Origin of the sequence: Rhizobacter sp. (assembly GCF_032229685.1) — a bacterium.
In the GTDB taxonomy this organism is placed as follows: Bacteria; Pseudomonadota; Gammaproteobacteria; order Burkholderiales; family Burkholderiaceae_C; genus LMDS01.
The window spans coordinates 1-25,491 of record NZ_JAVTWP010000046.1 but is presented as its reverse complement, the minus strand read 5'-3'; the positions used below and the strand labels follow the sequence as shown (position 1 = coordinate 25,491).

Genomic DNA, 25,491 nt, shown 5'->3' with positions numbered 1-25,491 from the left:
CGGCCCTCACGATCGCCCCAGGTGCGCGACGCGCTTGTAGAGCATGTCGATCAGGCGTGTTCCCGGGAACAGGATGATGAAGTAGATGACCGCGACCACCGTGAACACCTCGATCGGCCGGTAACTCTGCCCGGCGATGGTCTCGGCGCGCTTCATCAGCTCGGGCACGGCGATCACGGTGGCGATGGCCGTGTCCTTGATCGTGATCGACAGGATCGACCCGAAGGCCGGCAGCATGCGCACCAGCGCCTGCGGCAGCACGACCTTGCGCACGATCTGCACCCGCGACATGCCGAGCGCCAATGCGGCGCGCACCTGCCCCGGCCGGATCGACTCGATGCCGGCGCGCACGATCTCGGCCACGTAGGCGGCGATGTGCAGCGTGAGCGCCATCAGCGCTGCCCAGAACGGGTGGAAGCTGATGCCGGTGAGGATCGGCACCGCGAAGTAGAACCACACCAGGATCACGAGCACGGGGACCGCGCGCTGGGTGTCGATGTAGAAGACGATGGGCCAGCGCAGCCACGCCGGCCCGTACACACGGCCCAGGCCGAGCGCGGTGCCGAGCACGAGCGCACCGGCGGCCGTCAGCACCGACAGCAGCAGCGTGAAGCCGAGGCCGCCGAGCAGGTACTGCCAGCTTTCCAGCAGCGGGGAGAAGTCGAGATCCATCGATATGGAACCCTCCCCGCAGGCGGGGAGGGCAGGGTGGGGTATGAGCGTGGACCTGGACCTACATCGTCCCGATGATTCGCGCCTCGTCGGCGTCGAGCTTGGCCTTCATGCCGTCGTTCACCGCCTTGAGCCAGTTCAGGTACTCGGGCTGGTTCTTGTCGATCGCCAGGCCGATGGGCGTGGCCATCTCGTTGCTGTCCTGGCAGTTGTTGCCTTCGGGCAGCGCCTTCAGGCCCTTGACCTTGCGGTTCAGCGCCTGCCAGGGCACCCGGTTGATCGGCGTGATGTCGGCGCGCTTGGCCATGATCTCTTCGACAGGTGCAGCCGTGCCGGCGGTGGACACGCCCCGCAGCGTGGCGTTCGGGAAACGCTTCTTGACCCAGTTCTCTTCGCCGCCACCGGTGAAGTAGGCGACCGTCACGCCGGGCTGGTTGAATTCGTCGATCGACTTGGCGTTGGCCACCTTCGGGTTGTCGGCGCGGCCGAACACGCAGAGGGCGGTCTTCGAGTAGGTCACGAAGTCGACCACCTTCAGGCGCTCGGGCGTGACCGAGAGCGGCGAGATCGTCATGTCGGCCTGGTTCGATGCCAGCACCGGCACCTTGGTCTCGTGCGAGACCGGCACCGGCTGCAGCTTCACGCCGAGTTGTCTGGCGGCTTCGACCGCCAGCAGCCAGGCCGGGCCGGCCCAGGCGTCGCCTGAGCCGGTGGTGTTCTCGACCAGCCAAGGCGGGTTCGAGAGCACGGCGGCGCGCAGCACGCCGGCTTTCTTGATCGCGTCGATGCGCGCGCTGGCGCCCGGGGCGGGCACGGTCTGGGCCAGCACGTGGCCGGCGAGCGCAAGGCCCGACAGCACGGCCGTCAGTCGCAGGGTGGAAAGCAGCTTCATGGTTCGTCTCCGTCAGTGAAATGAAAACCCGGTCAGCGCCAGGCTTGGGCGAATTCGCCGATCACACGTTCGATGTGGGCGCGCATCGCGGCCCGCGCACCGGCGGCGTCGCGTTCGAGCAGGGCGTTGAAGACCCGCTGGTGGTCGTCTTGCGAGGCGAGCCGCAAAGCCGGCGTGTGGAAGTGCGTTTCCATCTGCGACCAGATCGGCGCCTTGGTGTGGTCCCACAGCGCAGTCACCATTTCGAGCAACACGCTGTTGCCGGTGGCTTCGGCGATGCGCAGGTGGAAGAGGCGGTCGGCCGCTTCGTTGGCGGCCTTGTCGTGCATGTGCTCGCGCATCGCGGCCAGCGCCGCGAAGATGCGGTCGAGGTCGGAGTCCTTGCGGTGTTCGGCGGCGGTGGCGGCGATCTCCGATTCGATCAGGCAACGCGCGCGCAGCAGCTCGAACGGGCCTGGCCCGGCCGGTGGCCTGAAAGTGGTCGACCGCGCCGCGGTGCTCGGCGGCGTGCAGACATAGATGCCCGAACCTCCACGAACCTCGACCAGGCCCTGGATCTCGAGCACGATGATCGCTTCGCGAACGAGTGTGCGGCTCACGTCAAAACGATCGGCCAACGAACGCTCTGAAGGTAGGCGTGCGCCAACTTCGAATTCGCCCTGGCTGATCAGCGCACCGATTCTGCCAGCGAGCTTCTGGTAGGTGCGGTCACCCGACGGCTCGGCCGCAGTTTCGGTGGGCAATGGGGCAGTGGTTTCCATGATTCTGAAATTGGTGAACCAGTTTAGGTGTGGTTTACCAAAATATGGCATCTGGTTTACCACTACGCCAGCGCCTGCTTCAAGGCCGAGAAACCCTGCGCCCGACGTTCCGCTAAAACAGCGGCTTCGTCCAACCAGCGGGGTGACCAACATGGCCGGCCAGAAACCGAAACTGACAGCGAACGACTTCGACCCCGAGGTGCTGCGGCTGTTCGACAAGTACGTGCACGGCGGCCTCGACCGGCGCGGTTTTCTCGACGGCGCGGCGAAGTTCGCGGTCGGTGGCCTCACGGCCGCCGGGTTGCTCGAAGCGCTGAGCCCGAAGTTCGCCCAGGCGCAGCAGGTGCCCGCGGCCGACCCGCGCATCAAGGGCGAGATGGTCGAGTTCGCCTCGCCCAAAGGCTACGGCAAGGCACGCGGATATCTCGTGCGGCCGGCGAATGCGAGCGGCCCGCTGCCGACCGTGCTGGTGGTGCACGAGAACCGTGGCCTGAACCCGCACATCGAAGACATCACCCGCCGCCTGGCACTCGACAACTTCATCGCTTTCGCGCCCGACGCGCTGTTCCCGCTCGGCGGTTACCCCGGCGACGAAGACAAGGCGCGCGACCTGTTCGGCAAGCTCGAGCAGCCCAAGACGCAGGAAGACTTTTTGGCCGCCGCGGCCTGGCTGAAGACCGTGGCCGGCGGCAACGGCAAGGTCGGGGCGGTCGGCTTCTGCTACGGCGGTGGCGTGGTCAACATGCTCGCCACCCGCTGGCCCGAGCTCGGTGCGGGCGTGCCGTTCTACGGCGCCGCGCCGGCGCTCGACAAGGTGTCTGCCATCAAGGCGCCGCTCTTGATCGTGTTCGCCGACAACGACGAGCGCATCAACGCGATGTGGCCACCCTTCGAGGCGGCACTGAAGGCCGCGAGCGTGAAGTTCGAAGCCGTGAAGTACCCGGGCACGCAGCACGGCTTCAACAACGACACCACGCCGCGCTTCGACGACAAGGCCGCGAAGGCGGCCTGGCAGCGCACGCTGGCCTTGTTCAACAGCACGCTGCGCGGCTGACGCGGCCGCAACGGCGGCGCTTCACTCTTCTTCGGCGCTGATCGACAGGCTCACGCGCTGCGCACCGCGCAGCTCGCACGTGGCGTTCAGCCGCAGTGGCCGGCCGACCGGCACGCTGCGGCGCAAGCGCAGGTCGAGCGAATCTTCTCCGCCGGCATGGGTGGGCATCGAGCGTTGCCATTCCAGTGCGCCGTCGACGAGCACGCGCATCGCGTGGCTGGCGTCGGGCCGGCCGGTCTTGTTGCTCACGACAAGGCGGCAGAAGATCTCGAACGTGCGCTCGCGCTGCGCGTCGGCCGGAATGTCGAGCCGCACCACGTCGCGCGCGCCTGTGCTGGCGCTCCAGCGTTCGGGTTCGCGCGCCATCAGTGCATCTTGTCGCGCGGCGGCTTGCGGAACGACTTCGGCTTGTAGACGTTGCCGTCCCACGAACCCTCGGCGCTGCGCGCACGGCGGATCGCTTCTTCGGCCACCTTCGCGGCCTCGCGCCGCGAAGAACGCCAGTGCCACAGCGACAGCAGCTTTCGTTGCAGCGCCAAGCCAAAGCGCCGCAGCATGAACCACGCGCGGCGAGCCGCCGCGTCGAAGCGGTAGCGCCGGCGCTCGCCGATCACGAGCCTCAGCAGCAGCAGCGCGCACGCGACGAGCACGATGGCGGCGAAGATGCGTTCGATCATGGAAAGTCGCGGCGTTGGAGAGAGGGTGGTCGTTCCACAGGATTATCGAGCGTACCGCGTACCGCGTATCGCACCCCGCGCTGGGCGCACTCTGCATGGAGAATGTCGGCCGGGAGGGAACACATGACTGATGCGAACACCGGACACGGCCTTTCAGTTCATCGCAGCGAGGCGCTCACCGACGGCATCTATGCTGTCGCGATGACGCTGCTGGTGATCGAGTTGAAGCTGCCAGACCACGCGCTGATTCACGGCCAGAATGATCTGGCGCAGGCGCTCGCGCACCTGCTGCCAAAGGTGCTCGCCTGGATCATCAGCTTCTTCGTTCTGGCCTTTTTCTGGTTTGGCCATCACCGGGCCTTCGCACACGTGAAGCGGGCCGACGGCAAACTGGTTGCGCTCAACATCGGACAGCTGGCGTTCGCCAGCCTGATGCCGTTTTCATGCGCGCTGATCGGCGAGCATGGTCGCGAGACGCTGTCGCAGACCATCTATTCGATCAACATGTCGGGTCTGGCGGTGATGGCGCTGCTGACGTCGCGCTACATCCACCGGCACCCGGAGAGCGCGCTGATGACGATGCCCGCGTCGGCTTACCGCGGCGCGCGGATACGCTTGTTCGGCCTCATCGCCGTGAGCGTGGTGGCGGTCGGCATCAACATCCTGGTGCCCGGCGCCGGCAATGTGGCGTTCATGCTGATGGCCGTGATCATGCCGCTCAGCCGCCGTGCCGAGCGCGCCAGCGATCCAGCCGAGCCAAGCCCCGCCCGGGGCTGAGATAACCCGGCATCACACTTGCCAGCGAAGCCGGCACGATGCCCAGCGCTTGCAAGCCAGGAAGGCTTCCGCTCGCCACGTTGGGCACGCGCATCGAGTCGATGTTGTCGCGCGACATCAACGGCGTGCCCGGCATCAGCTCCATCAGCATCGCCTGAACACGCGCGGCCGCATCGGGCAGGCCGAACACCGGGCGTTCGTGGCCCGACCAGCGGCCGGCCTGTTCGACGATCTGCTTCAGCGTGAACACGTCGGGCCCGGCGCATTCGAAGGTCTGGCCGATGGTCGAAGGCCGGTCGAGGCAGCGCACGACGGCCGCAGCCACGTCCTGTACCCACACCGGCTGGAAGCGCGCCTGCGCACCCGCCAACGGCACGAAGGGCGCCACGGCCTGCAGCGCCGCGAACAGGTTCGTGAACCGGTCGTGCTCGCCGAAGATGACCGAAGGCCGCAGGACTGTCAGCTCGAGGCCGGCGGCCTTCAGCGCTTCTTCGCCCGCCGCCTTGGAGCGCAGGTAGCGGCTCGGCGCCGTGGCGTCGCTCACGCCGAGCGCACTCACATGCACCACGCGGCGCACGCCCGCCGCGCGGCAGGCGCTGGCGAGCTGGCGTGGCAGCTCGACGTGCACACGGTTGAACTCTGCTTCGCTGCCGTGCAAGACGGCCACGAGGTTGACGACCGCGTCGGCGCCTCGCAGCAGCCGCTGCAGGTCGGCCGCCTGGTGCACGTCGGCCTGCACGACGCGCACGGTGGGCAGCAGCTGCAGGTGTTTGGCGCGGGCGGGCCGTCGGCTCGGCACCACGATCTGCCCGCCGGCACCGCCCGAGCGTTCGACCAGCTTGTCGCACACGCTGCGGCCCACGAAGCCCGAGCCACCGAGGATGAGGATGTTGTTCACGGCCCGTTTATACCTTCGCCATTCAGGCCGGACCGAAGCCCCCTGTGCCAATTGGGCAGGGTAGGCCTGAATTGAGTCGCCTGCGGTGCGCAATTGCATAGGCGCTTCCCTTCGGCGACTCACTTCGAGAGGCGCGGTGCCCGCAGCAACTGCATCTTCGGCGAAGGCTGGGTGGCGCTGCCGTCGAAGGGCTGGATCAGCGTGCCGACCGCGTCCACGATCTTGCGCACGTAGGCGCGTGTTTCCACATACGGTGGCACGCCGCGGTAACGCTCGACCGTGCCTTCGCCGGCGTTGTAGGCGGCGGCCACCAGCGTCACGTCACCCTCGAAGTAGGCCAGCAGCCAACGCAGGTAGGCGGTGCCGCCGCGGATGTTCTGCGCCGGGTCGTAGGGGTTGCGCACGTTGAAGCGCGCGGCGGTGTCGGGGATCAGCTGCATCAGCCCTTTGGCGTTCTTCGGCGACAGCGCCACGATGTCGAAGTTGGATTCGGCCTCGATGATCGCCAGCACCAGCTGCGTCGGCACGCGGTATTCGGGTGCGATCTTCTTCACCAGCTCGGCGATCGAGTGCGGTGCGACGATGGCCCGCACCGGCGAGGGCGGCGTGCGCGGTGCGGCGGCCGCAACGGGCGGCTTGGGCACGGCCGGCTCGCGCATGCAGTCGGGCACGTCGGTCGTCGGGCCGCCGACCGAGCCGAGCATGCGGATCGCCTGCTCCATGCCCTGCTCGGCGGCGGCGTGGAAGAAGAAGGCGGCGAGCGAGTCGTTGCGCTCCACGCCGCGGCCGTTGGTGTACATCCAGCCGAGGTTGAACTGCGATTCGGTGTCACCCAGCCGTGCTGCCCGGCAATAGAGCGCCGCGGCGCGGGCACCGTCGCGCTCCACGCCGTTGCCGCCGTGTTCGTAGTCGGCCGCTTCGGCGCGCAACAGCGTGATCAGCAGGTTCTCGGGGGTGCCCGTCTCGGCAGCCTGCACCGGCCATGCGGCCGCGAACAGCAGCGTCAGCAGCAGCGGGCTCAAGCGGTCGAACAGGGCTCGTGGGGTCATCGATGCGGGCCGGGGGCGGGCAGGGGGCGGGTCGGGGAAGCGCTCATTCCACACCAGAATACAGTCGTGCGGGAACAGCATGTCGGTGTTCCATTGAAGGATGAGAGTTCCGTGACCGAATCGATCGTGATCCAACAACCTGGGGGGCAGGCCCGGCAACTGGTGCTGCTGTTCCACGGCCTGGGCGAAACGCCGCGGGCCATGCAGCTGCTGGGCGAGCGCCTGGCGCGCGAGTTCCCGAGCGCCTTTGTTGTCAGCGTGGCCGCACCGTTGCCGGCCGATGGCGGTGCAGGTTACCAGTGGCTTTCGGTGCGTGGCATCGACGACGCCAATTTCGTGCCGAGAGTGAACGAGGCGCTGCCTGCTTTCCAGCGCGCGGTGGCGCACTGGCAGGCCGTCTCCGGCCTCGGGCCGGTGGCCACTGCGCTGATCGGCTTTTCGCAGGGCGCGATCATGGCGCTCGAGGCCACGCGCATCGAACCGGCCTGCGCCGGGCGTGTGGTGGCCATCGCCGGCCGCTTCGCCGAATTGCCCGAGCGAGCGGCCGCCGGCACCACGCTGCACCTGTTCCATGGCAAGCAGGACGAGATCATCCCGTACCGGCACACGATCGAGGCGGTGGAGCACCTGCTGCGCATCGGTGGCGACGCCACGGCCGACGTGTTGCCCTTCGTCGGCCACGTCCTGCTCGACGACTTCGTCGACCTGACCATCGAGCGACTGACGGGTTACGTGCCCAAGCGGCTCTGGGACGAAGCGATGCGCTCGGCCGGCGCTTCCTGAGCACGCCGGAACTCCATCACCCAGTTGTCTTCCCAGGCGCCGCCTTCGAGTGCGAAGGCCTGTTCCCAGCGCGCGGCGTCGGGGCCGAGGCGGGTCCAGACGAAGCGCACCCGCACCGCGCGGCCTTCGTCGCGGTCGTCACCGAAGAACTCGCCGCGCGAGCCGTCGAAGCCGCCATGCACCGGCGGCTCGAGCTGGCCGCTTTGGCTGTTGATCCAGTAGATCGACCAGCGCTGCAACGCCGGGTCGAGGGTGCGCAGCGTCATGCCGGCGAAGCCGCGGGTCGGGAAGCTGATCTCGTCGACGCTGACCGCGCCGCCGAACATGACCTGGGCCTGCAGCGTGGCCGGGAACTCGTCCCACGTGGTGCAGCCGGCGTGTCGCTTCTGCAGGCGCCGGTTGTGCACGTGCCAATGGCCGACGAGAAAGTCGAAGTCGCCGCTGCGACCGACGAAACGGGTGGTGGTCATGGCTGGGTTCCTTTCAGAAGCGTGAGCGGGCCGTCGGTGCGAGCCGCAGCACCTGCGGCGGCGTGCCCAGGTGGTCGAGGCCGTCGCGCGATGCGTTCAACGCGGCGGCGAATCGGTCACCAGCGTCGCGCGTGTCGAAGCGTGCCAGCGCGACCAGCACCTGTTCACCTTCACGCACCGGCAGCCGCGGGAAGGTGTTCGGGCTGTTCTCGCTGACCCAGCAGCCGGCGAGCGCGCCGCCATGGCGCGCGAGCGGCGGCAACCACGACTGCAGGAAGGCGGCGACAAAGCGTGTGTCGGGCGCTGCCGCGAGCGTGTACACCGCGGCCACAGCCATGCCGGTGGGCGGCCTGCCTCGGCGCCATGCATCGACGCCTGTCCCCGGTTCCGTGCTCGCAGGTCGCAACAGCAGCACGTTGTCGGAATCGACCATGGTGGCGTTGGCGGCATCGCGGTGGGCCTGCCACACCGGGCCGCCGTAGAACGCAGCGAGCGCTTCGGCGCGTGCCGCCATGCCGCCGAATCCGCGCAGCCAGACAAAACGGTCCGGGTCGTCGAGGTCGCGGAACTGGCACAGCACCGACATGCCGACAGCTTCCTGCGTCTCGATGAATTCGCGGTCGAAAAGCTCGATCAGCGTGTCACGCTGGCCCGGGTGCAGCGTGTACTGGCGCAGTTCGACAACCGGGTGGCGGGTTTCGGTGGCATTCGGCATGGCTCGCGTTCGATCGAAGTTTCAGTGCCGAGATCGTGCGCCGTCATACATGCCAGGTGCTGGCATGTATTTCTGGGACACTGCATCGATGCAAGCCAGCCGACTGCTTTCCGTCCTGATGCTGTTGCAGGCGCGCGGCCGTTTGAGCGCGCAGGTGCTCGCGGCGGAGCTCGAGGTCTCGGTGCGCACGATCCACCGCGACATCGACCAGCTCAGCGCGGCCGGCGTGCCGGTGTTCGCCGACCGCGGGCGCCTCGGTGGTTTCCAGCTGCGCGACGGCTGGCGCACCCGCCTCACCGGGCTCACGGCGCCCGAGTCGCGTGCGCTGTTTCTTTCCGGCCTGGCGGGCCCGGCGGCCGAACTCGGGCTCGGCGAGGCGGTGGCTTCGGCGCGGCTGAAGGTGCTGGCCACGCTGCCCCCCGAGTGGCAGGCCGACGCACAGCACCTGAGCGCGCGCTTTCACCTCGACGCGGTCGACTGGTTCCACAGCGCCGCGCGCACGGAACACCTGGGCGCCGTGGCCGACGCGGTGTGGGCCGAACGCCGCCTGCACATCCGCTACGAAAGCTGGAACGGCGTGCGCGAGCGCGACGTGGAGCCGCTCGGGCTCGTGCTGAAGGCCGGCATCTGGTACATGGCGGCGCGCACCGGCCCGGGCGCTTCGCCGCGCACCTACCGGGTCTCGAACATCCTGGCGTTGACGCCGCTGCAGCAGCACTTCAAGGCACCGCGCGACTTCGATCTGGCGGCCTACTGGCAGGAATCGACGCGGCGCTTCGAGACCGGTGTCTACAACGAGACCGCGTCCTTGCGCGTGTCGCCGCGAGGCTTGCGGCTGCTGCGCGAGTTCAGCACGGCCGTGGCCGAAGCCGCCGATCGAAGTGCCGTGAAGGACCGGCGCGGCTGGCTGCGCGTGAGCGTGCCGATCGAGTCGGTCTCGCATGCAGCGAACCAGCTCATCAACCTCGGGGCCGACGCCGAGGTGCTGGCACCGGCCGCGTTGCGCGCGCAGCTCAGGCTGACGGCGCGGCGCCTCGTGAAGCTCTACGCCGGGCGCGGCGAACCGACGGTCAGGCCAGGATGACGGCGCCGAGCTGTCTGGCGATCTCGGCCATCTGCGCTTCCATGTCGCTTGTCACGCCCCGCACCGGCGGTGGGCCGACCAGAAAGGTGTCACGGCCACGCTGCGCAACGAGCTGGTGTCCGTCGGTGCCTTGCGAGCGCGCGAAGATCACGGTCTCGCAGGTGTCGGAGATGAGCGTCTTGTTGCCACACAGCGAGTCGGCTTCGTAGAAATTGCTGCCTCGCGGCGCCACCGTCATGATCCACATTGTCTTGTTCCCCGGTGCACCGGCGCCCGCCGGTGGCGGCACTCGGACACCGTTGTCGTTTGCAAGCGCCCAATGTGCCCCAGACTGCGGGCTCTGCACCGGCCCGGGGGCGTGCGCGCGGCACGCAAGCGAGCAGGACGACCGATCCCCGCCGAAAAGAAAGTGAATCCCCGTGGAAGAAACCCTGGCCTTCGCCGCCGGCGCCCCCGCCGCCACGCTGCTGCTCGCCACGATCGTGGTCGCCAGCTTGGTCGGCCTGTTCGTCTCGCCGCAATGGCTCGACCGCAACCTGTTCCGGCCTCACTGGCTGCTGCCGAACCGCCAATACCTCACGCCGATCACCAGCGCTTTTCTGCATGCCGACCTGGCGCACCTGGCGTTCAACGCCTTCACGTTCTGGGCCTTCGCGTTTTCGCTTGAACGCGCCATCGGCTCGCCGAAGTTCCTGGCCCTGTACTTCTTCGGCCTGCTCGTGAGCGACCTGGGCACCTGGGTCAAACAGCGCCACAACCCGGCCTACCAGAGCCTGGGTGCTTCTGGCGCCATCCTCGCGGTGCTGTTCGCGTCGATCCTGTACTTTCCGCGGTCGTCGATCTTCATCCTGCCGATCCCCGTGCCGATTCCGGCACCGCTCTTCGCGCTGGCCTACCTGGGCTACACCTACTACGCCTCGCGCCAGAACAGCGGGCGCATCAACCACGACGCGCACCTGGGCGGCGCGCTCGCCGGCATCGCCTTCGTGGCGCTCACCGACGGCGCGACCTTGATGCGCGCGCTGAAGAGTTTCGTCGGCTGATCAGGCCGCGCCGGAGCGCGCCAGCGCGGCCACCACGTCCGACTGCGTGATGATGCCGACCAGCCGGTCGCCTTCGCCGATGACCGGAATGTGGTGGTGGCCGGTGCTGCCGAAAAGCGGAATCAGCTCGGCCAGATGGCGGTTGACGCTGGCCACGCGCACCTGGCGCGTCATGATCTGGCCGACGATCTGCGGCCGGTCGCCGGCCGGGCCGCGGGCCCAGCCGGTCACCTCGCGCAGCCGCACATCGAAGCCGTCGCCAGTTTCGGGTTCGACCGTGCGGATGAAGTCGGCCGGCGTCACGATGCCGACGATGTGGCCGGTCGGCCCGACCACCGGAAGCGCCTTGATGCGGTGCTCGCGGAACAGCGCCCAGGCCTGCGCCAGCGGGGTGTCGCGCACCACCGTGACGAGTTCGCGCGACATGATGTCGCCGCAACGCAGGTTCGCCAGCTTGCGCTGGTAGGCCTGCAGCTGGGTGTCTTCGAGCAGGGCTTTCAGGTCGTCGCGGCTGATGTCGAGCACCTGGTTGTAGCGTGCCAGCACAGCGCTGAGCGCAGCGTCGAGCGCCTCGGCGTCGTTGTCATGTGCGGCCTCGGTCGCGACCGGCCGAAGCGCATGCGGGTAGGCGCGCCGTGTCGCGTTGTTGTAGGCCACACCGGCCACCACCAGCAGCAGCGAGTTGACGAGCACCGGGTACAGCGCGAACGACGGATCCGAAACACCCATCAGCGCCACCAGCAAAGCCGACGCGCCGCCCGGCGGGTGCAGGCAGCGCAGCGCGAACATCAAGCCGATGGCGCCGCCCACGGCGAGTGCCGCGGCCAGCTCGGGCGAACCGACCCAGCGCACGCACAACACGCCGACCAGGGCCGAGAGTGTGTTGCCCCCGACCACCGCCCAAGGCTGGGCGAGCGGGCTGGCCGGCACACCGAACACCAGCACCGCGCTCGCGCCGAGCGGCGCCACCAGCCACGGCCAGACCGGCGGCGCCGTGGTGCCGAAGCCGTGGCACAGCAGGGCCGTGATGCCGATGCCCAACGTGGCGCCCACCACCACGCGCAGCCGCTCGCGCCAGTCGACGCTGATGGGCGCGGGCCAGAAAGCGCGAAGCCAGTGGCTCAGGAAGGAAAGGTGTCGCGTGTCGGTCTGGGGGCTCGGCATGTTCACAGCATACGGTGGCGCCCGGCCGGCTCGGAGCGCTTCGCCGCCGCGCTTCTGGCGCGCTGCGCGTCGAGGATGTCGGGCAGGCTGCCCTCGATCCAGTCGGCCAGCGCTTCGACCCGCTTGCCGACCTGCCGCCCCAGCGGCGTGAGCGTGTATTCGACGTGCGGCGGCACCGTCGCGAACGACTCGCGGTGCACGAAGCCGTCGGCCTCGAGCCACTTCAGCGTTTGCGCGAGCATCTTCTCGCTCACGCCGCCGACCTTGCGGCGCAGGTCACTGAAGCGGTGCGTGCCGTCCATCAGCACCACCAGCAGCAGCACGCCCCAGCGGCTCGTCACGTGCTTGAGTACATCGCGCGATGGGCAGTCGGGCGACATCAGTTCGCCGCGCCGGGCTTTGGCCGACAAGGAGGTGGTGCGGGTGCGAGTGGCCATGCTTTACTTACCTTTGGGTGCGTACTTACGAAAAGTTAGCTTTGGCCCTATTCTGAAGGCCTTCACCCACTTCCTGCAAGGAAATCATCATGATCGTCGTCACCGGTGCCACCGGCCAGCTCGGCCGGCTCGTCGTCCAGAACCTGCTTCGCAGCGTGCCTGCGGGCAACATCGTCGCGCTGGCGCGTGACCCGGCCAAGGCGGCCGATCTGGCCGCGCTCGGCGTGCAGGTCCGCCAGGCCGACTACACCCGCCCCGCCACGCTCGACAGCGCGCTCGCCGGCGCGCAGAAGCTGCTGCTGATCTCGTCGAGCGAGGTCGGCCAGCGTGTCGCCCAGCACCGTGCCGTGATCGACGCCGCGGTGCGCGCGCGGGTCGGGCTGATCGCCTACACGAGCCTGCTGCATGCCGCCACGTCGCCACTCGGCCTGGCGCTCGAGCACAAGGAAACCGAGGCGATGCTTAAAGCCTCGGGCCTGCCCGTCGTGCTGTTGCGCAACGGCTGGTACAGCGAGAACTACGCGGCCTCTGTGCCGGCAGCGCTGGCACACGGTGCCGTGATTGGCAGCGCCGGCGAAGGCCGCATCGCTTCGGCAGCGCGTGCCGACTATGCGGCCGCTGCAGCCGCGGTGCTCACGACCGACGGCCAGGCCGGGCGGGTCTACGAGTTGGCCGGCGACACCGCCTACACGCTGGCCGAATTCGCCGCCGAGATCGCGCGCCAGTCGGGCCAGCCTGTCGTCTACAACAACCTGCCCGAGGCCGAGTACGCAGCCGCGTTGGTCGGCTTCGGCCTGCCGCAGCCGCTGGCCGCGATGCTGGCCGATTCAGACACCGGTGCCTCGAAGGGCGGCCTGTTCGACGGCAGCCGACAGCTCGGCGCGCTGATCGGCCGCGCCACCACGCCACTGCGCGACACGGTGGCGGCGGCGCTGAAGGGTTGATCTCGTGCACTCGCTCGGCGGCGTGCGTGGCGCCGAGCGAGCCTGCAACCCGGCCTGCCATCGGCTAGTCTCGGGGCATGAACCCTTCTCAGTCGGTGTCGAAAGCAGCCCTGTGGACGGCAGGCTGGCTGTTCCTGATGATCGTGATCGCCGTGGCCGGCCGCGAGGCTTCGCACGAGCTCGCGGTGTTCCAGATCATGGAGCTGCGCTCGCTGATCGGCCTCGTCATGCTCTACCCGCTGATTCGCGCGAGCGGGGGTTTTGCCGCGATGAAGACGGCCCGCCTGTGGCACCACGCCGCCCGCAACACGGTGCACTACGCCGCGCAGTTCGGCTGGTTCGTGGCGCTCACGATGATCTCGCTGGCGCAGGTGGTGGCGCTCGAGTTCACGATGCCGATCTGGACCGCGTGCCTGGCCGTCGGTTTTCTCGGCGAACGGCTGAACGTGTGGAAGGCGCTGGCGATCGTGCTCGGCCTGCTCGGTGTGGCGCTGATCGTGCGGCCCTCGGCCGCGGGCCTGAGCCCGGGCCAGGCGATCGCGCTCGCGGCGGCGGTCGGCTTCGCGGTGTCGGTCACGCTCACCAAATCGCTCACGCGCACCGACGGCGCGGTGGTCATCATCTTCTGGATGCTGGTGTTCCAGTCGCTGATCGGCGCCGTGCCGGCCTTGGCAACGTGGCGCTGGCCGTCGACCACCGTGTGGGGCTGGGTGCTGGTGATCGCGTTCTGCGGCACCTTCTCGCACTACTGCATGGCGCGGGCCCTGCGTCACGCCGACGCGACCACGGTCGTGCCGATGGACTTCCTGCGTGTGCCGCTGATGGCACTGGCGGGCTGGCTCGTCTACGCCGAGCGTGTCGACATGATCACCGTGCTGGGCACGGTGCTGATCCTGCTCGGCAACCTGCTGAACTTGCGGCGCCCGGGCGTGCCGGCCAGCGCTACCGCGGGCCGCGCCTGAGGCCGGCCCGGTCGCTGGTGCCTACTTCGACGCCGGGGTGGCCGGCTTGGGCTGCTGCTTCGCCTGCTTCTTGCGGTCTTTCGCCCGCTTCTGTTTTTCTCTGCGAATGCCGCGGTCTTTGTCTGCGCTCATGGTCTTTCCGGGTTGGTGGGTCGGTGGGGTCGTGCGCCGGTGACGGCACGCACGCCGGCCGCAGTTGTACCACCCGCCGGCGTTGGACAATGCGGGCTGAAGAACCGCCGACCACACGAACGGCGTGCCCCCGATCTTGATGAAGAGAAACAGCCCATGACCGAAGAACAACCCACCCCCGCGATGCCCGACCGCCTGTCGGTGGACCCGCGCAGCCCGTTTCACATCGCCGCCGTGTTCGAGCGCGACATCGGCATCCGGCTGAACGGCAAGGAGCGCACTGATGTGGAGGAATACTGCATCAGCGAAGGCTGGGTCAAGGTGCCTTCGGGCAAGACCCGCGACCGCAAGGGCCAGCCCTTGTTGCTGACGCTGAAGGGCAAGGTCGAGGCGTTCTACCGCTAGGACGCCGAAGACGGCTCAGCGCACGAAGGTCAGGCGCGAGGCTTCTTCCATCTCGAGGTCGACTTCGGCCTTGGTCGGCGTGCCGTCGGCCAGCAGGATGAGGTAACGCACGGTGACGCGGTCGATCGCGCCGCGGAAGGCCGGCAAGGTGCCCGGCGCCGGCCACACCAGGTCGAGCATCGGCGGGCGCCGCTTCTCTTCGGGGCCGGTGGGGTTGATGATCATCGCCAGCCGCACCAGCGCGTCGAGATCGGGTTGCACGCTCGGCCGCCGCGCCGTCGCCTCGAAGTGCAGGCGCATCGACAGACGGCGGCCCTGGCCGCGCGAAAAGTTCAGCTCCGGCGCGTCGCCGTACGACGTGGGGGCGCGCGCCCAGTCGACCGCCTTCACGACCAACAAGCTCGCCGCGTCGAACGAGGCCGTGAGGGCCGGCACGTCGTTCTCGACCGGATCGAACGTGACCTGCACGAGCGTCGTCGCCATGGCGCGCTCCTTGTTTACATCACGGCCCCGAGCGCCCAGGGCACGAACTCGTTCTGCCCATAGCCGTGTACTTCGCTCTTGGTCTTTTCGCCCGAGGCGGTGGCGAGCATCAGGCGGAAGATGCGCTCGCCCATCTGATCGATGCTGGCGCTGCCGTCGATCACTTCGCCGCAGTTGATGTCGATGTCATCTTCCTGCTTGACCCACAGCGCGGTGTTGGTGCTGAGCTTGAGCGACGGTGACGGCGCGCAGCCATAGGCCGAACCGCGGCCGGTGGTGAAGCAGATCAGGTTCGCGCCGCCGGCCACCTGGCCCGTGGCGCTGACCGGGTCGTAGCCCGGCGTGTCCATGAAGACCAGGCCCTTGGTGGTGACGGGTTGGGCGTACTCGAACACGTCGGTCAGGTTCGTGGTGCCGCTCTTGGCGATGGCGCCCAGGCTCTTTTCGAGAATGGTCGTCAGGCCGCCGGCCTTGTTGCCGGCCGAGGGGTTGTTGTCCATCTCCTGGTCGTTGCGCGCGGTGTACTGCTCCCACCACTGGATGCGCTTGATCAGCTTGTCGGCGACGGCCGGCGTGACCGCGCGGCGTGTGAGCAGGTGTTCGCCGCCGTAGATCTCGGGCGTTTCCGACAGGATGGCGGTGCCACCGTGGCGCACCAGCCGGTCGACGGCCGCACCGAGCGCCGGGTTGGCGCTGATGCCGGAATAACCGTCGCTGCCACCGCATTGCAGGCCCACCGTGATGTGGGCCGCGCTCACCGGCTCGCGCTGCACGCGGTTCGCTTCTTCGAGCAGCCACTGCACGAGCTCGATGCCGTGGGCCACGGTCTTCTTCGTGCCGCCGGTTTCCTGGATGTTGAAGGTGTGGAACTGCGTGCCCGTGGCCAGACTCTCTTGCTCCATCAGCCCCGAGATCTGGTTCGTTTCGCAACCCAGGCCGACCACGAGGATCGACGCGAAGTTCGCGTGTTTGGCATAACCACCGAGCGTGCGCCGCAGCACCTGCAGCGGCTCGCCGCTGCTGTCGGTGGCACAACCGGCGCCGTGCGTCAGCGCGATCACGCCGTCGACGTTCGGGTACTTCGCGAGCGCCTCGGGGTGCGTGTCGCGCCTGAAGTGGTCGGCGATCGCCCGCGCCACCGTGGCCGAGCAGTTCACCGAGGTCAACACGCCGATGTAGTTGCGCGTGGCGATGCGGCCGTCGGCCCGCTTGATGCCCATGAACGTGGCCGGCGTGTCGACGAAGGCGGTCGGGTGCGTGCCGGTGCTGGCCGCGTAGTCGCGCGCGAAGCTGCTGAACTCCAGGTTGTGCGTGTGCACGTGCTGGCCGGCGGCAATGGCCTGCTTCGCGGTGCCGATGATCTGGTTGTAGCGGCGCACCGGCGCACCTTGGGCGATGGCGCGCACGGCGAGCTTGTGCCCGGGCGGCACCAGGCCCATCACCGTGACGCCCTCGCTCGCCAGCACCGTGCCGCCGACGAGCTGGTGCCGCGCAATGACGACATCGTCGGCCGGGTGGATGCGGATCACGAGGGGGTCAGACATGAGGGGCCTCGTTGTTCAACCGTCGATGAGCGCCGGGTCCCACGCGTGAACCTTCTGGCGCTGCTCGCCCAGGCCTTCGATGAACACGCGCATCTCGTCGCCCGGCTTCAGCCAGATCGGGTTCGGCTTCTTGCCCATGCCCACACCCGGCGGCGTGCCGGTGGTGATCAGGTCGCCGGGCACGAGCGTCATGAAGCGGCTGATGTAGCTCACGAGGTGCGCCACGCCGAAGATCATCGTCTTGGTGTTGCCGGTCTGCATGCGCTGGCCGTTCACGTCGAGCCACATCGACAAGGCCTGCGGGTCGGGCACCTCGTCGGACGTGACCATCCACGGGCCGACCGGGCCGAAGGTGTCGCAGCCCTTGCCCTTGTCCCAGGTGCCGCCGCGCTCGATCTGGTATTCACGCTCCGACACATCGTTGACGACGCAGTAGCCCGCCACGTGCTTGAGCGCGTCGGCTTCGCTGACGTAGCGCGCCTTGGTGCCGATCACGATGCCGAGCTCGACCTCCCAGTCGCCCTTGACCGAGCCTTGCGGCAGCACCACGGCGTCGTTGCAGCCGACCATGCACGACACCGTCTTCGTGAACAGCACCGGCTCGGCCGGCACCGGCAGGTTCGACTCGGCCGCGTGGTCGGCGTAGTTCAGGCCGACGGCGATGAACTTGCTGCAGCCGCTCCAGGGCAGGGCCATGCGGCCCGGGTTCGCCACGGCCGGCAGCTTGGTCGGGTCGAGCTCGCGCAGGCGGTTCAGGCCGTGCGGGGTGAGCGTCTGCGCCGTGATGTCAGCCAGCACGCCGGAAAGGTCGCGCAACACGCCTTGTGCGTCCATCATGCCGGGCTTTTCTGCGCCCTTGGCGCCGTATCGCAGCAGTTTCATCGAGGGTTCCTTTGCAAAAGAGTTGAATTCAGTTCGACCAGCCGCCGTCGATGATCTGCGCGGTGCCGGTGGTGAAGCCCGATTCGTCGGAGGCGAGGTAGACCGCGAGCGCGGCGATCTCGCTCGTGCTGCCCACGCGCCCCATCGGCTGGCGCGCCACGAACCAGGCCTCGGCCTGCTCGATGGTCTGGTCGGTCGACTCGGCCAGAGCGGCCATGCGGTCGCGCAGTGAAGGTGACTCGACCGTGCCGGGGCAGATCGCGTTGCAGCGAATGCCGCGGGTGATGAAGTCGGCCGCGATCGACTTGGTCATGCCGATCACCGCGGCCTTGGTGGCGCCGTAGACAAAGCGGTTGGGCGCACCCTTGATGCTGCCGGCGACAGAGGCCACGTTGATGATCGAGCCGCCGCCCTTGCCTTGTTCGAAGGCCGCCAGCATGGCGGGCAGAAACGCGCGGGTCATGCGGTACATGGCTCGCACGTTCAGGTCGAACGAGAAGTCGAAGGCCTTCTCGTCGCAGTCGAGGATGGTGCCGGCGTGCACGTAGCCGGCGCCATTGAAGAGGATGTTCACGGTGCCGGCGGCCTTGGCGGCGGCCGTCACGGCGTTGGCGTCGGTCACGTCGAGCCGCCGCGTTTCGCAGCCGGTGTTCTTCGCCAGGTCGGCGAGCAGCGCTTCGTTGATGTCGGTCGCGATCACGCGCGCGCCTTCGCGCACGAAAGCCTCGGCGGTGGCGCGGCCGATGCCCTGGCCGGCGGCGGTGACGAAGGCGGTCTTGCCTTCGAGTCTTTTGCTCATGGTGAGAGTCTCCAGTGAAAAAGCGGTCTACTTGACGAGGCCCATCACGCGCGGCAACCACAGCGTGATCGCCGGAATGTAGGTGATCGCGATCAGCGCGCCCAGCAGCGGCACCAGCCACGGCAGGATCGCGATCGTGGTGCGCTCGACCGAGAGTTTGGATATTCGCGCCAGCACGAACAACACCATGCCCAGCGGCGGGTGCAGCAGCCCGACCATCAGGTTCAGCACCATGATCAGGCCGAAGTGGATCGGGTCGATGCCGAGCTTCAGCACGATCGGCAGCAAGATGGGTACGAGGATCGTGATCGCCGCGATCGTGTCGATGAAACAGCCCACGAACAGGATGAGGATGTTCGCCAGCAGCAGGAACACCCACTTGTTGCTGGTGACCGAGAGAATCCAGTCGGCCAGCATCTGCGCGGCCTGCGTGGTGGTGAGCAGCCAGGCGAAGATCGACGCCGCGGTCACGATGAAGAGCACCGACGACGTGGTCTCGATCGTGTCGAAGGTGGCCTGGGCCAGCGACTTCAGGCTCATCGAGCGGTAGCGCACCAGGCCGAGGAAGAGCGCCCAGATCACCGCTGCCACGGCCGCTTCGGTGGGCGTGAACCAGCCCATGGTCATGCCGCCGATCAGGATCACCGGCGCCATCAGCGCCATCACCGCGGCGAAGTTGAAAAACCAGTCGAGCGCGAGCAGCACCACGAAGGCCGAGCCCGCGGCCATGTTGACCGAGACACCGGCTTTCGTCATCAGCCACACCGCCATCGGGAAGGCGAGCACGATCAGGATCTCGAGGCTGGCTGAGCCGAGGCGGCCCCAGTGGAAGGGCGTGTCGGCGCCCCATTTGTTCTTGTGTGCGAAATAGGCCACCGTGAACATCATCAGCAGCGTCATGAACAGGCCCGGCAGGATGCCGGCGACGAACAGCGCGCCGATCGACACGTTGGCCATCATCCCGTAGATCACGAACGGCAGCGAAGGCGGAATGATCGGCCCGAGCGTGGCCGAAGCAGCCGTCACACCCACCGCGAACTCCTTGCTGTAGCCGTGCTCGGTCATCGCCTTGATCTCGATCGAGCCGAGGCCGGCGGCGTCGGCGATGGCCGTGCCGCTCATGCCCGAGAAGATCACCGAGCCGATGATGTTCACCTGCCCCAGGCCGCCGCGCATCCAGCCCACGAGCGCGACCGCAAAAGCGTAGATGCGACCGGTGATGCCGGCCACGTTCATCAGGTTGCCAGCGAGGATGAAGAACGGTACCGCGAGCAGCGGGAAAGACTCGATGCCGGCGATCATGCGCTGCGCGACCACCACGTCGGGCACGCTGCCGGAGATCAACACGTAGAGAAGCGACGCACCTGCCATGGCCACCGCCACCGGCAGGCCAAACAGCATGAGTGCGAGAAAACCGCCGATCAGGATGGTCATGTGCGGCTCTTTCTTATTCGTCGACGCCGTCGAACGCTTCGGGCCGTTCGAGGATGGAAAAGCCCTGCCGCCAGTTGATCACGCTCACCTGGATGGAACGCAGGAACATCAGCGCGAAGCCGGCGAACGCGAGCCAGTACACATGGCTCTTGTTCCAGTCGATCGTGGTCATCGGCTCGTTGTTCACGGCCAGCGCGAAGCGCGCCACGAGGTACGCCACGTAGCCGAAGAACACGGTGCGCGCGATGTCGACGAAGGTCGACAGCACGCGTCCCGCGGGCTGGGGCAGGTAGCGGTAAAGGATGTTCACCTGGATGTGCCGGCTGCGCCGCACGCACGCCGCCGAGCCGATGAAGACGACCGGGATCAGGCAGTACACCGCGAGCTCTTCGGTCCACGCGAACGAATCGTTCATCACGTAGCGCGTGAAGAACTGGATGAACACCAGCGCGGCCATCACCCAGAAGAAGCCGAAGCAGATCCAGTCTTCGACCGAATGGCCGTGCAGGTCGACGACGTGCACGTCGGCTTCGGCAAAACTCTTGACGAGCTCTTCGGGCGCGACTTCGACAGTCGCGTGCGTTGGCGCCATTTCAGCGTGAACTGAAGACATGAGTTGCGCTTACTTGATGGCCTGGATCTTGTCCCAGTCGGCCTTCTGGTAACCGAAGGACTCGAAGGTCACGTTCTTCAGCACCGTGCTGCGGAAGTCTTCCTTGTCGACCTCGACCACGTTCAGGCCCTTGCCCTTGAACACCGCGACCAGTTCCTTCTCGCGCGCCGCCACTTCGCCAGAGGCCTTGGCCGCGGCTTCCTGCATGACCTCGGTGAACATCTTCTTGTCGGCGTCCGACAGCTTCTTCCACAGGCCGCCGGCGACGATCGTGTTCAGGTGGTCGACGATGTGGCCCGTGAGCACGATGTTCTTCTGCACTTCGTAGAACTTCTTCGCCTCGATGGTCGTCAGCGGGTTCTCCTGCGCTTCGACCGTGCCGTTCTGCAGCGCGAGGTACACCTCGGCGAACGCGATCGGCGAGGTGTTCGCACCGCAGGCGCGTGGCATCGCCAGGTAGGCCGGCACGTCGGGCACGCGGATCTTCAGGCCCTTCATGTCGGCGCACTTGGCGATGGGCTTGTTGCTCGTGGTGTGGCGCACGCCGTAGTAGGTGGTGGCGACGATCGGGTGGCCGCTCTTCTCTTCATAGCCCTTCGAGAGCTCGCGGTAGATGTCGCTCTTCGTGTAGGCCAGCAGGTGCTCCACACCGCGGAAGGTGTAGGGGTAGTAGGTCACGCCGATGCGCGGGAAGCTCTTCGCCGCGAAGCTCGAGCCCGAGATGATGATGTCGACCGTGCCGAGCGTCAGGCCCTGGTTGATGTCGTTTTCCTTGCCGAGCTGCGAGGCCGGGTACACGTCGATCAGGTAGCGGCCGTTGCTGCGCTTCTTGATCTCTTCGGCGGCCCACACCGACGAGGTGTGGAACGGTTCCGAGGTTTCGTACACGTGCGCCCACTTCAGTTTGGTCTGCGCGAACGCGCCAGTGGTGGCCGCGAGAGCAGCGCTGGCGATCAGGGTCTTCAGGAAGGTCTTGTTCATGCTGGTTTGTCTCCGTTGTGTTTTCGGGGTGGGTATCAACCGCACACGACCTGCACCTTGGTGCTGCGGGTGCGGTCGCTGGCGAGTTCGAAGGCTTCGAGCGAGCGCGAAAGCGGAATCTGCGCACTGAGCAGTGGCCGCACGTCGACACGGCGGGTGCGCAGGTATTGAACTGCCCAGTCGAAGGCGTGCGCTGCGCGGAACGCGCCGACGTAGTCGAGCTCGCGCGCCATGATGCTGTTGGCCGGGAACATCACGCCCTCGGCCGGCAACGTGCCCACCTGCACGATGCGGGCGCCGCGCCGCGCCGCCTTCAGGCAGGTGTTCAAGGCGGCGGGGCTGCCGGCGGCTTCGATGCACACGTCGGCGATGTCCGTCAGCTCGGCTTCGCTCGCCTGGTCGCTGCGCAAGCCGACGTCGGCGCCGACCTGCTTCGCCATCGCGAGCGGCCGTTCCGCGATGTCGCAGCAGATGATCCACGCCGCACCGGCGAGCTTCGCGGCGATCACGCTCATGCAGCCGATCGTGCCGCCGCCGGTCACGAGCACGGTCTTGCCGGTGAGGTTGCCGGCACGGTGCACGGCATGCAGGCCGATCGAGAGCGGCTCGGCGCAGGCCAGTTCGCCGAGCGAGATGTCTTCATGGATCGGCGTGAGCTGGCGTTCGCCCATCACGAAACGCTCGCGGAACATGCCCTGCACGTGCGGGAACACGCTGGCGCTGCCGAGGAAGCGCATGTTGCGGCACAGGTTCAGCCGCCCGCCGAGGCAGTAGTCGCACTGGCCGCAGGCGTGCGACGGGTTGATAGCGACCTTGTCACCCACCTTCACGCGCGTGACGCCGCTGCCGATGCGCGCGACCGTGCCCGAAACCTCGTGGCCCGGGATCAGCGGCTCGCGCACCACGAACGCGCCGACGCGACCGTGCTGGTAGTAGTGCAGGTCGGAGCCGCAGATGCCGCCGGCGCCCAGGCTCATTTCGACATCGGTGGCGCCGAGCGTGGCCGGGCCGTCGTCCTCCAGGCGCAGGTCTTTGGCGCCGTGAATCCTGCAGATGAGTGTCATGCGGTGTCTCCTCGGGGATCAGGCGGCTTTGCGTGCCGCCCTGCGGCGTGGGGCCGGGCTGGCGTCTGCCATCGCCGTGTGGGCGATGTTGACGGTGAAGCGGTCGTGCGAATTCGACAGGTGCGTGGCCATCGCGGCGCGCGCGTCGTCGGGCGCGTGCCGCGCGATTGCGTCGATCACGGCTTGGTGCTCGACGATGGCCGCAGCCCAGCTGCTCGCCGTCTCGAAGTGGCTGCCGAGCTGCTCGAACAGCGGGTTGTGGCGCTCGTCGAAGAGCTCGCACACCACACGCTGCAGCACCGAGTTCTCGGCCGCTTCGGCAATGCGGGTGTGGAACAGCCGGTCGCCGCGCGTGGGCGTGTGGCCGCTGTCGACTTCCTGCTGCATCAGGGCCAGCGCATTCTTCAGGCCCACGACCTGGGCCTTGTTCATGTGGGTGGCAGCGTGCGCGGCGAGTTCGCTTTCGATCATTTGCCGCGCGCGGATCGTCTCGAGCGGGCCTTCGGCGCTGACCGGCCGCGTGCTGGCGTCGGTGAGCGGGCGCACGTAGATGCCCGAGCCCATGCGCACCTCGACCAGGCCTTCGACCTCGAGCGCGATCAGCGCTTCACGCACCGAAGGGCGCGAGACACCGAGCTGCAACGCCAGGTCACGCTCGGGCGGCAGGCGGGAACCGACTTCGTATTCGCCACGCTCGACCAGGCCGCGCAACTGATCGGCGATCTGGCGGTAAAGGCGACGGGGTTCGATGGTCTGGATCGGCATGGCAGGCAAGGCGCCGGGCGGTGCGGTGGTCAAGTGGCCTGACCAATTCGGTAAAGAATAGTGGAGCCGGCCAGAGCGCGTCAACATGGTGTTTGCCCTTGTCTGGCGCTCGGCTCCTCCGGCGCGACGGGTCGCCGTCCGACAGCGCGAGCGCGTGTCGCCACGGACAATCGACGAATCTTTGCGCCTGCGAACACCGCCCCGACCACCATGGACCAGCCTCCCCTCGACACGCCACCCCCCACCCCGCCGCGCGCGCCGTCGAAGCGTGGGCGCTGGGTCGGCAGCGTGATCGCCATCGTCGGCCTGTGCCTGCTCGGTGGCCTGGCCTGGTACCTCACGCACCAGCCGAAAACCACCTCGGCCGGCCCCGGCCCGGGCGGCCCCGGGGGCCCCGGCGGTGGGCGCGGTGGCGCGGCCAGCACGGTCGGCATCGCCCAGGCGAAGCAGGCCGACATTCCGGTGCTGATCGAAGCGCTGGGCACCGTGACGCCGGCCGCCAACGTGACGGTGCGGCCGCAGGTCTCGGGTGTGCTCACGCAGGTGCTGTTCAAGGAAGGGCAGATGGTGAAGAAGGGCGACCTGCTCGCGACCATCGCGCCCGAGTCGTTCCAGATGGCGCTCTCGCAGGCGCAAGGCGCGCGCATCCGCGACGAAGCGCAACTCGAAGCAGCGCGTGTCACGCTGGCGCGCTACCAGACGCTGCTGCAGCAGGACTCGATCGCGCGGCAAGACGTGGACACGCAGGCCGCGCTCGTGAAACAGCTCGAAGGCACGGTCACGATCGACCGCGCGAACGAAGGCGCCGCGCGGCTGAGCCTGGGCTATGCGCGCATCGTGGCGCCGGTGGCCGGGCGCGTGGGCCTGCGCACGGTCGACGCCGGCAACTACATCGGCGCGGGCGACGCGAACGGTGTCGCCGTGATCACGCAGGTGGCACCGATCGACGTGGTGTTCTCGATCCCCCAAGACCGCGTGCCCGAAGTGCAGAAGCGCGTGGCGGACGGCGCGCAACTGCCTGTCACGGCCTTCGACCGCACCCGCACGCTGCAGCTCGACACCGGCACGTTCTCGACGCTCGACAACATCGTCGACACGACCACCGGCACGGTGAAAGCCAAAGCCCGGTTTGCGAACGCTGCCGGCACCCTGTTCCCGAACCAGTTCGTGAACGTTCGCCTGCTGCTGCGCACGATCACGGGCGCCGTGGTGGTGCCGGTGACGGCACTGCGCCACGGCCCGAGTGGCGACTTCGTCTACGTATTGAAGGAAGACCGCACGGTCGCATTGCGCAACGTGACGCGCGGTGAAGCGAGCGTGGAATTCGTGGCCATCACGAGCGGGCTTCAGGCCGGCGAGCCGGTCGTGACTGAAGGTGGCGATCGCTTGAAGGACGGTGCGCGGGTGCAGACCGCGGCCGACCGGCCGGCAGGTGCCGCTTCGGGTGCTGCATCCGGCGCGCGTGCCCGTGGCGAACGGGCTTTCGGGGCGAGCGCTGCGAGTGGTGCGGGGTTTGGTGAGCGGCGTCGGCGTGCTTCCGATGCGGCGGGTGAGGGTGTGCCGGCTGCGAGCGCTGCGCGGTGAGTAGTTCCGTGGGCATCAGGTTTCAAGTGACACTCTTGGGCGGCAAAGGCGCGTGCGGGCAGGCCTCCGCGCTTCGCTGGAGCGGTCGCCGCGGCGCGCCGACTGCCCTGCGCTGCTCGGTCTCGTGGCCCGTCGCCGAACTCACTTCGCTCACTGCGTTCGCTGCGTTCAAACAGGCGGCGACAAGTCAGTGGTTGATGCGCGCTGCGCGCGCGGCCACGAGCCCTGTGCTGCTCGGCGCCCCAGAGGCGCGCTCCAGCCTGCCCGCACGCGCCTTTGCTGGCACGTCTGCGCTTGCTCGTCGCGAGAGACCACCGGTGCAATCGCCCCCGTCGACTGCCGCCCGCCGCGACGCGCCGAACGTCACAAGCGTCGTACACATCACGAACGCATTGCATGGCGGGCCATCAAAGTGAGCCCCTC

Annotated in this window: 30 protein-coding genes; 9 read left to right on the top strand and 21 right to left on the bottom strand. The window is 67.9% G+C overall.

The features are described from left to right. Positions 1 to 6: 6 nt before the first annotated feature. The 3 genes from AC30PD_RS22980 to AC30PD_RS22970 all read right to left on the bottom strand — a co-directional run bounded on the left by AC30PD_RS22980 (position 7) and on the right by AC30PD_RS22970 (position 2,325). Positions 7 to 672, bottom strand: coding sequence for an amino acid ABC transporter permease (locus AC30PD_RS22980; RefSeq protein ID WP_489538029.1), 666 nt, complete (start codon positions 670 to 672; stop codon positions 7 to 9). A gap of 61 nt (positions 673 to 733) precedes the next feature. Next, a complete protein-coding gene (locus AC30PD_RS22975; RefSeq protein ID WP_489538028.1) occupies positions 734 to 1,564 on the bottom strand; it encodes a substrate-binding periplasmic protein in 831 nt (276 codons plus the stop codon). Between the two features lie 32 nt (positions 1,565 to 1,596). After that, the gene (locus tag AC30PD_RS22970) at positions 1,597 to 2,325 is read right to left on the bottom strand and encodes a FadR/GntR family transcriptional regulator (protein ID WP_489538027.1); all 729 of its coding nucleotides are present in this window, start codon (positions 2,323 to 2,325) and stop codon (positions 1,597 to 1,599) included. A gap of 151 nt (positions 2,326 to 2,476) precedes the next feature. Here AC30PD_RS22970 and AC30PD_RS22965 point away from each other — a divergent pair, with 151 nt between their 5' ends. Beyond that, a complete protein-coding gene (locus AC30PD_RS22965; RefSeq protein WP_489538026.1) occupies positions 2,477 to 3,379 on the top strand; it encodes a dienelactone hydrolase family protein in 903 nt (300 codons plus the stop codon). Positions 3,380 to 3,400: 21 nt separating this feature from the next. Here AC30PD_RS22965 and AC30PD_RS22960 read toward each other — a convergent pair whose 3' ends face one another. Both AC30PD_RS22960 and AC30PD_RS22955 read right to left on the bottom strand, forming a co-directional pair. Beyond that, a complete protein-coding gene (locus AC30PD_RS22960; protein WP_489538025.1) occupies positions 3,401 to 3,745 on the bottom strand; it encodes a hypothetical protein in 345 nt (114 codons plus the stop codon). Continuing rightward, positions 3,745 to 4,056 (bottom strand): hypothetical protein, encoded by a 312-nt coding sequence (locus AC30PD_RS22955; protein ID WP_489538024.1) that lies wholly within the window; start codon positions 4,054 to 4,056, stop codon positions 3,745 to 3,747. The genes AC30PD_RS22960 and AC30PD_RS22955 overlap by 1 nt, the downstream gene beginning before the upstream one ends. Before the next feature lie 123 nt (positions 4,057 to 4,179). Here AC30PD_RS22955 and AC30PD_RS22950 point away from each other — a divergent pair, with 123 nt between their 5' ends. Further along, a complete protein-coding gene (locus AC30PD_RS22950; RefSeq protein WP_489538023.1) occupies positions 4,180 to 4,833 on the top strand; it encodes a TMEM175 family protein in 654 nt (217 codons plus the stop codon). Here AC30PD_RS22950 and AC30PD_RS22945 read toward each other — a convergent pair. Beyond that, the gene (locus AC30PD_RS22945) at positions 4,775 to 5,731 is read right to left on the bottom strand and encodes a complex I NDUFA9 subunit family protein (protein ID WP_489538022.1); all 957 of its coding nucleotides are present in this window, start codon (positions 5,729 to 5,731) and stop codon (positions 4,775 to 4,777) included. The two genes, AC30PD_RS22950 and AC30PD_RS22945, sit on opposite strands and share 59 nt — an antisense overlap. A gap of 119 nt (positions 5,732 to 5,850) precedes the next feature. Then, positions 5,851 to 6,780: a transglycosylase SLT domain-containing protein gene (locus AC30PD_RS22940; RefSeq protein ID WP_489538021.1), complete on the bottom strand. Its 930-nt coding sequence runs from the start codon at positions 6,778 to 6,780 to the stop codon at positions 5,851 to 5,853. 111 nt (positions 6,781 to 6,891) lie between these two features. On the opposite strand from AC30PD_RS22940, the gene ypfH reads away from it, so the two are divergent. After that, on the top strand, positions 6,892 to 7,563 hold the full coding sequence (gene ypfH / locus AC30PD_RS22935) for an esterase (protein WP_489538020.1): 672 nt from the start codon (positions 6,892 to 6,894) through the stop codon (positions 7,561 to 7,563). Here ypfH and AC30PD_RS22930 read toward each other — a convergent pair. Continuing rightward, a complete protein-coding gene (locus AC30PD_RS22930) occupies positions 7,509 to 8,033 on the bottom strand; it encodes a hypothetical protein (protein WP_489538019.1) in 525 nt (174 codons plus the stop codon). The two genes, ypfH and AC30PD_RS22930, sit on opposite strands and share 55 nt — an antisense overlap. A gap of 13 nt (positions 8,034 to 8,046) precedes the next feature. Next, complete coding sequence (locus tag AC30PD_RS22925) at positions 8,047 to 8,748, bottom strand: NIPSNAP family protein (RefSeq protein WP_489538018.1); 702 nt, start codon at positions 8,746 to 8,748, stop codon at positions 8,047 to 8,049. A gap of 88 nt (positions 8,749 to 8,836) precedes the next feature. Between AC30PD_RS22925 and AC30PD_RS22920 the strand changes: the two genes are divergently transcribed. Beyond that, complete coding sequence (locus AC30PD_RS22920; protein ID WP_489538017.1) at positions 8,837 to 9,832, top strand: helix-turn-helix transcriptional regulator; 996 nt, start codon at positions 8,837 to 8,839, stop codon at positions 9,830 to 9,832. Here the strand turns inward: AC30PD_RS22920 and AC30PD_RS22915 are convergent. After that, positions 9,819 to 10,070, bottom strand: a complete 252-nt coding sequence (locus AC30PD_RS22915) for a hypothetical protein (RefSeq protein WP_489538016.1) — start codon at positions 10,068 to 10,070, stop codon at positions 9,819 to 9,821. The genes AC30PD_RS22920 and AC30PD_RS22915 overlap by 14 nt on opposite strands. A gap of 181 nt (positions 10,071 to 10,251) precedes the next feature. On the opposite strand from AC30PD_RS22915, the gene AC30PD_RS22910 reads away from it, so the two are divergent. Further along, positions 10,252 to 10,875: a rhomboid family intramembrane serine protease gene (locus AC30PD_RS22910; RefSeq protein ID WP_489538015.1), complete on the top strand. Its 624-nt coding sequence runs from the start codon at positions 10,252 to 10,254 to the stop codon at positions 10,873 to 10,875. On the opposite strand, the gene AC30PD_RS22905 is transcribed toward AC30PD_RS22910, so the two are convergent. Beyond that, the gene (locus AC30PD_RS22905; protein ID WP_489538014.1) at positions 10,876 to 12,039 is read right to left on the bottom strand and encodes an HPP family protein; all 1,164 of its coding nucleotides are present in this window, start codon (positions 12,037 to 12,039) and stop codon (positions 10,876 to 10,878) included. Positions 12,040 to 12,041: 2 nt separating this feature from the next. Beyond that, positions 12,042 to 12,476: a winged helix-turn-helix transcriptional regulator gene (locus tag AC30PD_RS22900; RefSeq protein ID WP_489538013.1), complete on the bottom strand. Its 435-nt coding sequence runs from the start codon at positions 12,474 to 12,476 to the stop codon at positions 12,042 to 12,044. 89 nt (positions 12,477 to 12,565) lie between these two features. Here AC30PD_RS22900 and AC30PD_RS22895 point away from each other — a divergent pair, with 89 nt between their 5' ends. The 3 genes from AC30PD_RS22895 to AC30PD_RS22885 all read left to right on the top strand — a co-directional run bounded on the left by AC30PD_RS22895 (position 12,566) and on the right by AC30PD_RS22885 (position 14,919). Then, on the top strand, positions 12,566 to 13,420 hold the full coding sequence (locus AC30PD_RS22895) for an SDR family oxidoreductase (RefSeq protein WP_489538012.1): 855 nt from the start codon (positions 12,566 to 12,568) through the stop codon (positions 13,418 to 13,420). A gap of 77 nt (positions 13,421 to 13,497) precedes the next feature. Next, the gene (locus AC30PD_RS22890; protein ID WP_489538011.1) at positions 13,498 to 14,382 is read left to right on the top strand and encodes a DMT family transporter; all 885 of its coding nucleotides are present in this window, start codon (positions 13,498 to 13,500) and stop codon (positions 14,380 to 14,382) included. A gap of 288 nt (positions 14,383 to 14,670) precedes the next feature. Beyond that, positions 14,671 to 14,919, top strand: coding sequence for a DUF3297 family protein (locus tag AC30PD_RS22885; protein ID WP_489538010.1), 249 nt, complete (start codon positions 14,671 to 14,673; stop codon positions 14,917 to 14,919). Between the two features lie 15 nt (positions 14,920 to 14,934). Here AC30PD_RS22885 and AC30PD_RS22880 read toward each other — a convergent pair whose 3' ends face one another. The 9 genes from AC30PD_RS22880 to AC30PD_RS22840 are packed head-to-tail and all read right to left on the bottom strand — an operon-like array spanning position 14,935 to position 23,484. Then, positions 14,935 to 15,402, bottom strand: a complete 468-nt coding sequence (locus AC30PD_RS22880) for a CIS tube protein (protein ID WP_489538009.1) — start codon at positions 15,400 to 15,402, stop codon at positions 14,935 to 14,937. Positions 15,403 to 15,416: 14 nt separating this feature from the next. Then, complete coding sequence (locus tag AC30PD_RS22875) at positions 15,417 to 16,946, bottom strand: UxaA family hydrolase (RefSeq protein ID WP_489538008.1); 1,530 nt, start codon at positions 16,944 to 16,946, stop codon at positions 15,417 to 15,419. A gap of 15 nt (positions 16,947 to 16,961) precedes the next feature. Then, the gene (locus AC30PD_RS22870; protein ID WP_489538007.1) at positions 16,962 to 17,828 is read right to left on the bottom strand and encodes a fumarylacetoacetate hydrolase family protein; all 867 of its coding nucleotides are present in this window, start codon (positions 17,826 to 17,828) and stop codon (positions 16,962 to 16,964) included. A gap of 28 nt (positions 17,829 to 17,856) precedes the next feature. After that, complete coding sequence (locus tag AC30PD_RS22865) at positions 17,857 to 18,627, bottom strand: SDR family oxidoreductase (protein ID WP_489538006.1); 771 nt, start codon at positions 18,625 to 18,627, stop codon at positions 17,857 to 17,859. A gap of 27 nt (positions 18,628 to 18,654) precedes the next feature. After that, complete coding sequence (locus AC30PD_RS22860) at positions 18,655 to 20,061, bottom strand: TRAP transporter large permease (RefSeq protein WP_489538005.1); 1,407 nt, start codon at positions 20,059 to 20,061, stop codon at positions 18,655 to 18,657. Positions 20,062 to 20,074: 13 nt separating this feature from the next. After that, complete coding sequence (locus tag AC30PD_RS22855) at positions 20,075 to 20,674, bottom strand: TRAP transporter small permease (protein ID WP_489538004.1); 600 nt, start codon at positions 20,672 to 20,674, stop codon at positions 20,075 to 20,077. 9 nt (positions 20,675 to 20,683) lie between these two features. Then, the gene (locus tag AC30PD_RS22850) at positions 20,684 to 21,655 is read right to left on the bottom strand and encodes a sialic acid TRAP transporter substrate-binding protein SiaP (RefSeq protein WP_489538003.1); all 972 of its coding nucleotides are present in this window, start codon (positions 21,653 to 21,655) and stop codon (positions 20,684 to 20,686) included. Between the two features lie 35 nt (positions 21,656 to 21,690). Further along, positions 21,691 to 22,719: an L-idonate 5-dehydrogenase gene (locus tag AC30PD_RS22845; protein WP_489538002.1), complete on the bottom strand. Its 1,029-nt coding sequence runs from the start codon at positions 22,717 to 22,719 to the stop codon at positions 21,691 to 21,693. An 18-nt stretch (positions 22,720 to 22,737) separates the two neighbouring features. After that, entirely contained in the window at positions 22,738 to 23,484 is a 747-nt protein-coding gene (locus tag AC30PD_RS22840; protein WP_489538143.1) for a FadR/GntR family transcriptional regulator, read from the bottom strand. Between the two features lie 210 nt (positions 23,485 to 23,694). Between AC30PD_RS22840 and AC30PD_RS22835 the strand changes: the two genes are divergently transcribed. Next, complete coding sequence (locus tag AC30PD_RS22835; RefSeq protein ID WP_489538001.1) at positions 23,695 to 25,068, top strand: efflux RND transporter periplasmic adaptor subunit; 1,374 nt, start codon at positions 23,695 to 23,697, stop codon at positions 25,066 to 25,068. Positions 25,069 to 25,491 lie beyond the last annotated feature (423 nt).

Bases quoted from the DNA above. Each gene is read 5' to 3' on its own strand.
- AC30PD_RS22980 (WP_489538029.1), bottom strand. From the start codon at position 672: ATGGATCTCGACTTCTCCCCGCTGCTGGAAAGCTGGCAGTACCTGCTC.
- AC30PD_RS22975 (WP_489538028.1), bottom strand. From the start codon at position 1,564: ATGAAGCTGCTTTCCACCCTGCGACTGACGGCCGTGCTGTCGGGCCTT.
- AC30PD_RS22970 (WP_489538027.1), bottom strand. From the start codon at position 2,325: ATGGAAACCACTGCCCCATTGCCCACCGAAACTGCGGCCGAGCCGTCG.
- AC30PD_RS22965 (WP_489538026.1), top strand. From the start codon at position 2,477: ATGGCCGGCCAGAAACCGAAACTGACAGCGAACGACTTCGACCCCGAG.
- AC30PD_RS22960 (WP_489538025.1), bottom strand. From the start codon at position 3,745: ATGGCGCGCGAACCCGAACGCTGGAGCGCCAGCACAGGCGCGCGCGAC.
- AC30PD_RS22955 (WP_489538024.1), bottom strand. From the start codon at position 4,056: ATGATCGAACGCATCTTCGCCGCCATCGTGCTCGTCGCGTGCGCGCTG.
- AC30PD_RS22950 (WP_489538023.1), top strand. From the start codon at position 4,180: ATGACTGATGCGAACACCGGACACGGCCTTTCAGTTCATCGCAGCGAG.
- AC30PD_RS22940 (WP_489538021.1), bottom strand. From the start codon at position 6,780: ATGACCCCACGAGCCCTGTTCGACCGCTTGAGCCCGCTGCTGCTGACG.
- AC30PD_RS22930 (WP_489538019.1), bottom strand. From the start codon at position 8,033: ATGACCACCACCCGTTTCGTCGGTCGCAGCGGCGACTTCGACTTTCTC.
- AC30PD_RS22925 (WP_489538018.1), bottom strand. From the start codon at position 8,748: ATGCCGAATGCCACCGAAACCCGCCACCCGGTTGTCGAACTGCGCCAG.
- AC30PD_RS22920 (WP_489538017.1), top strand. From the start codon at position 8,837: ATGCAAGCCAGCCGACTGCTTTCCGTCCTGATGCTGTTGCAGGCGCGC.
- AC30PD_RS22915 (WP_489538016.1), bottom strand. From the start codon at position 10,070: ATGACGGTGGCGCCGCGAGGCAGCAATTTCTACGAAGCCGACTCGCTG.
- AC30PD_RS22905 (WP_489538014.1), bottom strand. From the start codon at position 12,039: ATGCCGAGCCCCCAGACCGACACGCGACACCTTTCCTTCCTGAGCCAC.
- AC30PD_RS22900 (WP_489538013.1), bottom strand. From the start codon at position 12,476: ATGGCCACTCGCACCCGCACCACCTCCTTGTCGGCCAAAGCCCGGCGC.
- AC30PD_RS22895 (WP_489538012.1), top strand. From the start codon at position 12,566: ATGATCGTCGTCACCGGTGCCACCGGCCAGCTCGGCCGGCTCGTCGTC.
- AC30PD_RS22890 (WP_489538011.1), top strand. From the start codon at position 13,498: ATGAACCCTTCTCAGTCGGTGTCGAAAGCAGCCCTGTGGACGGCAGGC.
- AC30PD_RS22885 (WP_489538010.1), top strand. From the start codon at position 14,671: ATGACCGAAGAACAACCCACCCCCGCGATGCCCGACCGCCTGTCGGTG.
- AC30PD_RS22880 (WP_489538009.1), bottom strand. From the start codon at position 15,402: ATGGCGACGACGCTCGTGCAGGTCACGTTCGATCCGGTCGAGAACGAC.
- AC30PD_RS22875 (WP_489538008.1), bottom strand. From the start codon at position 16,946: ATGTCTGACCCCCTCGTGATCCGCATCCACCCGGCCGACGATGTCGTC.
- AC30PD_RS22870 (WP_489538007.1), bottom strand. From the start codon at position 17,828: ATGAAACTGCTGCGATACGGCGCCAAGGGCGCAGAAAAGCCCGGCATG.
- AC30PD_RS22865 (WP_489538006.1), bottom strand. From the start codon at position 18,627: ATGAGCAAAAGACTCGAAGGCAAGACCGCCTTCGTCACCGCCGCCGGC.
- AC30PD_RS22860 (WP_489538005.1), bottom strand. From the start codon at position 20,061: ATGACCATCCTGATCGGCGGTTTTCTCGCACTCATGCTGTTTGGCCTG.
- AC30PD_RS22855 (WP_489538004.1), bottom strand. From the start codon at position 20,674: ATGTCTTCAGTTCACGCTGAAATGGCGCCAACGCACGCGACTGTCGAA.
- AC30PD_RS22850 (WP_489538003.1), bottom strand. From the start codon at position 21,655: ATGAACAAGACCTTCCTGAAGACCCTGATCGCCAGCGCTGCTCTCGCG.
- AC30PD_RS22845 (WP_489538002.1), bottom strand. From the start codon at position 22,719: ATGACACTCATCTGCAGGATTCACGGCGCCAAAGACCTGCGCCTGGAG.
- AC30PD_RS22840 (WP_489538143.1), bottom strand. From the start codon at position 23,484: ATGCCGATCCAGACCATCGAACCCCGTCGCCTTTACCGCCAGATCGCC.
- AC30PD_RS22835 (WP_489538001.1), top strand. From the start codon at position 23,695: ATGGACCAGCCTCCCCTCGACACGCCACCCCCCACCCCGCCGCGCGCG.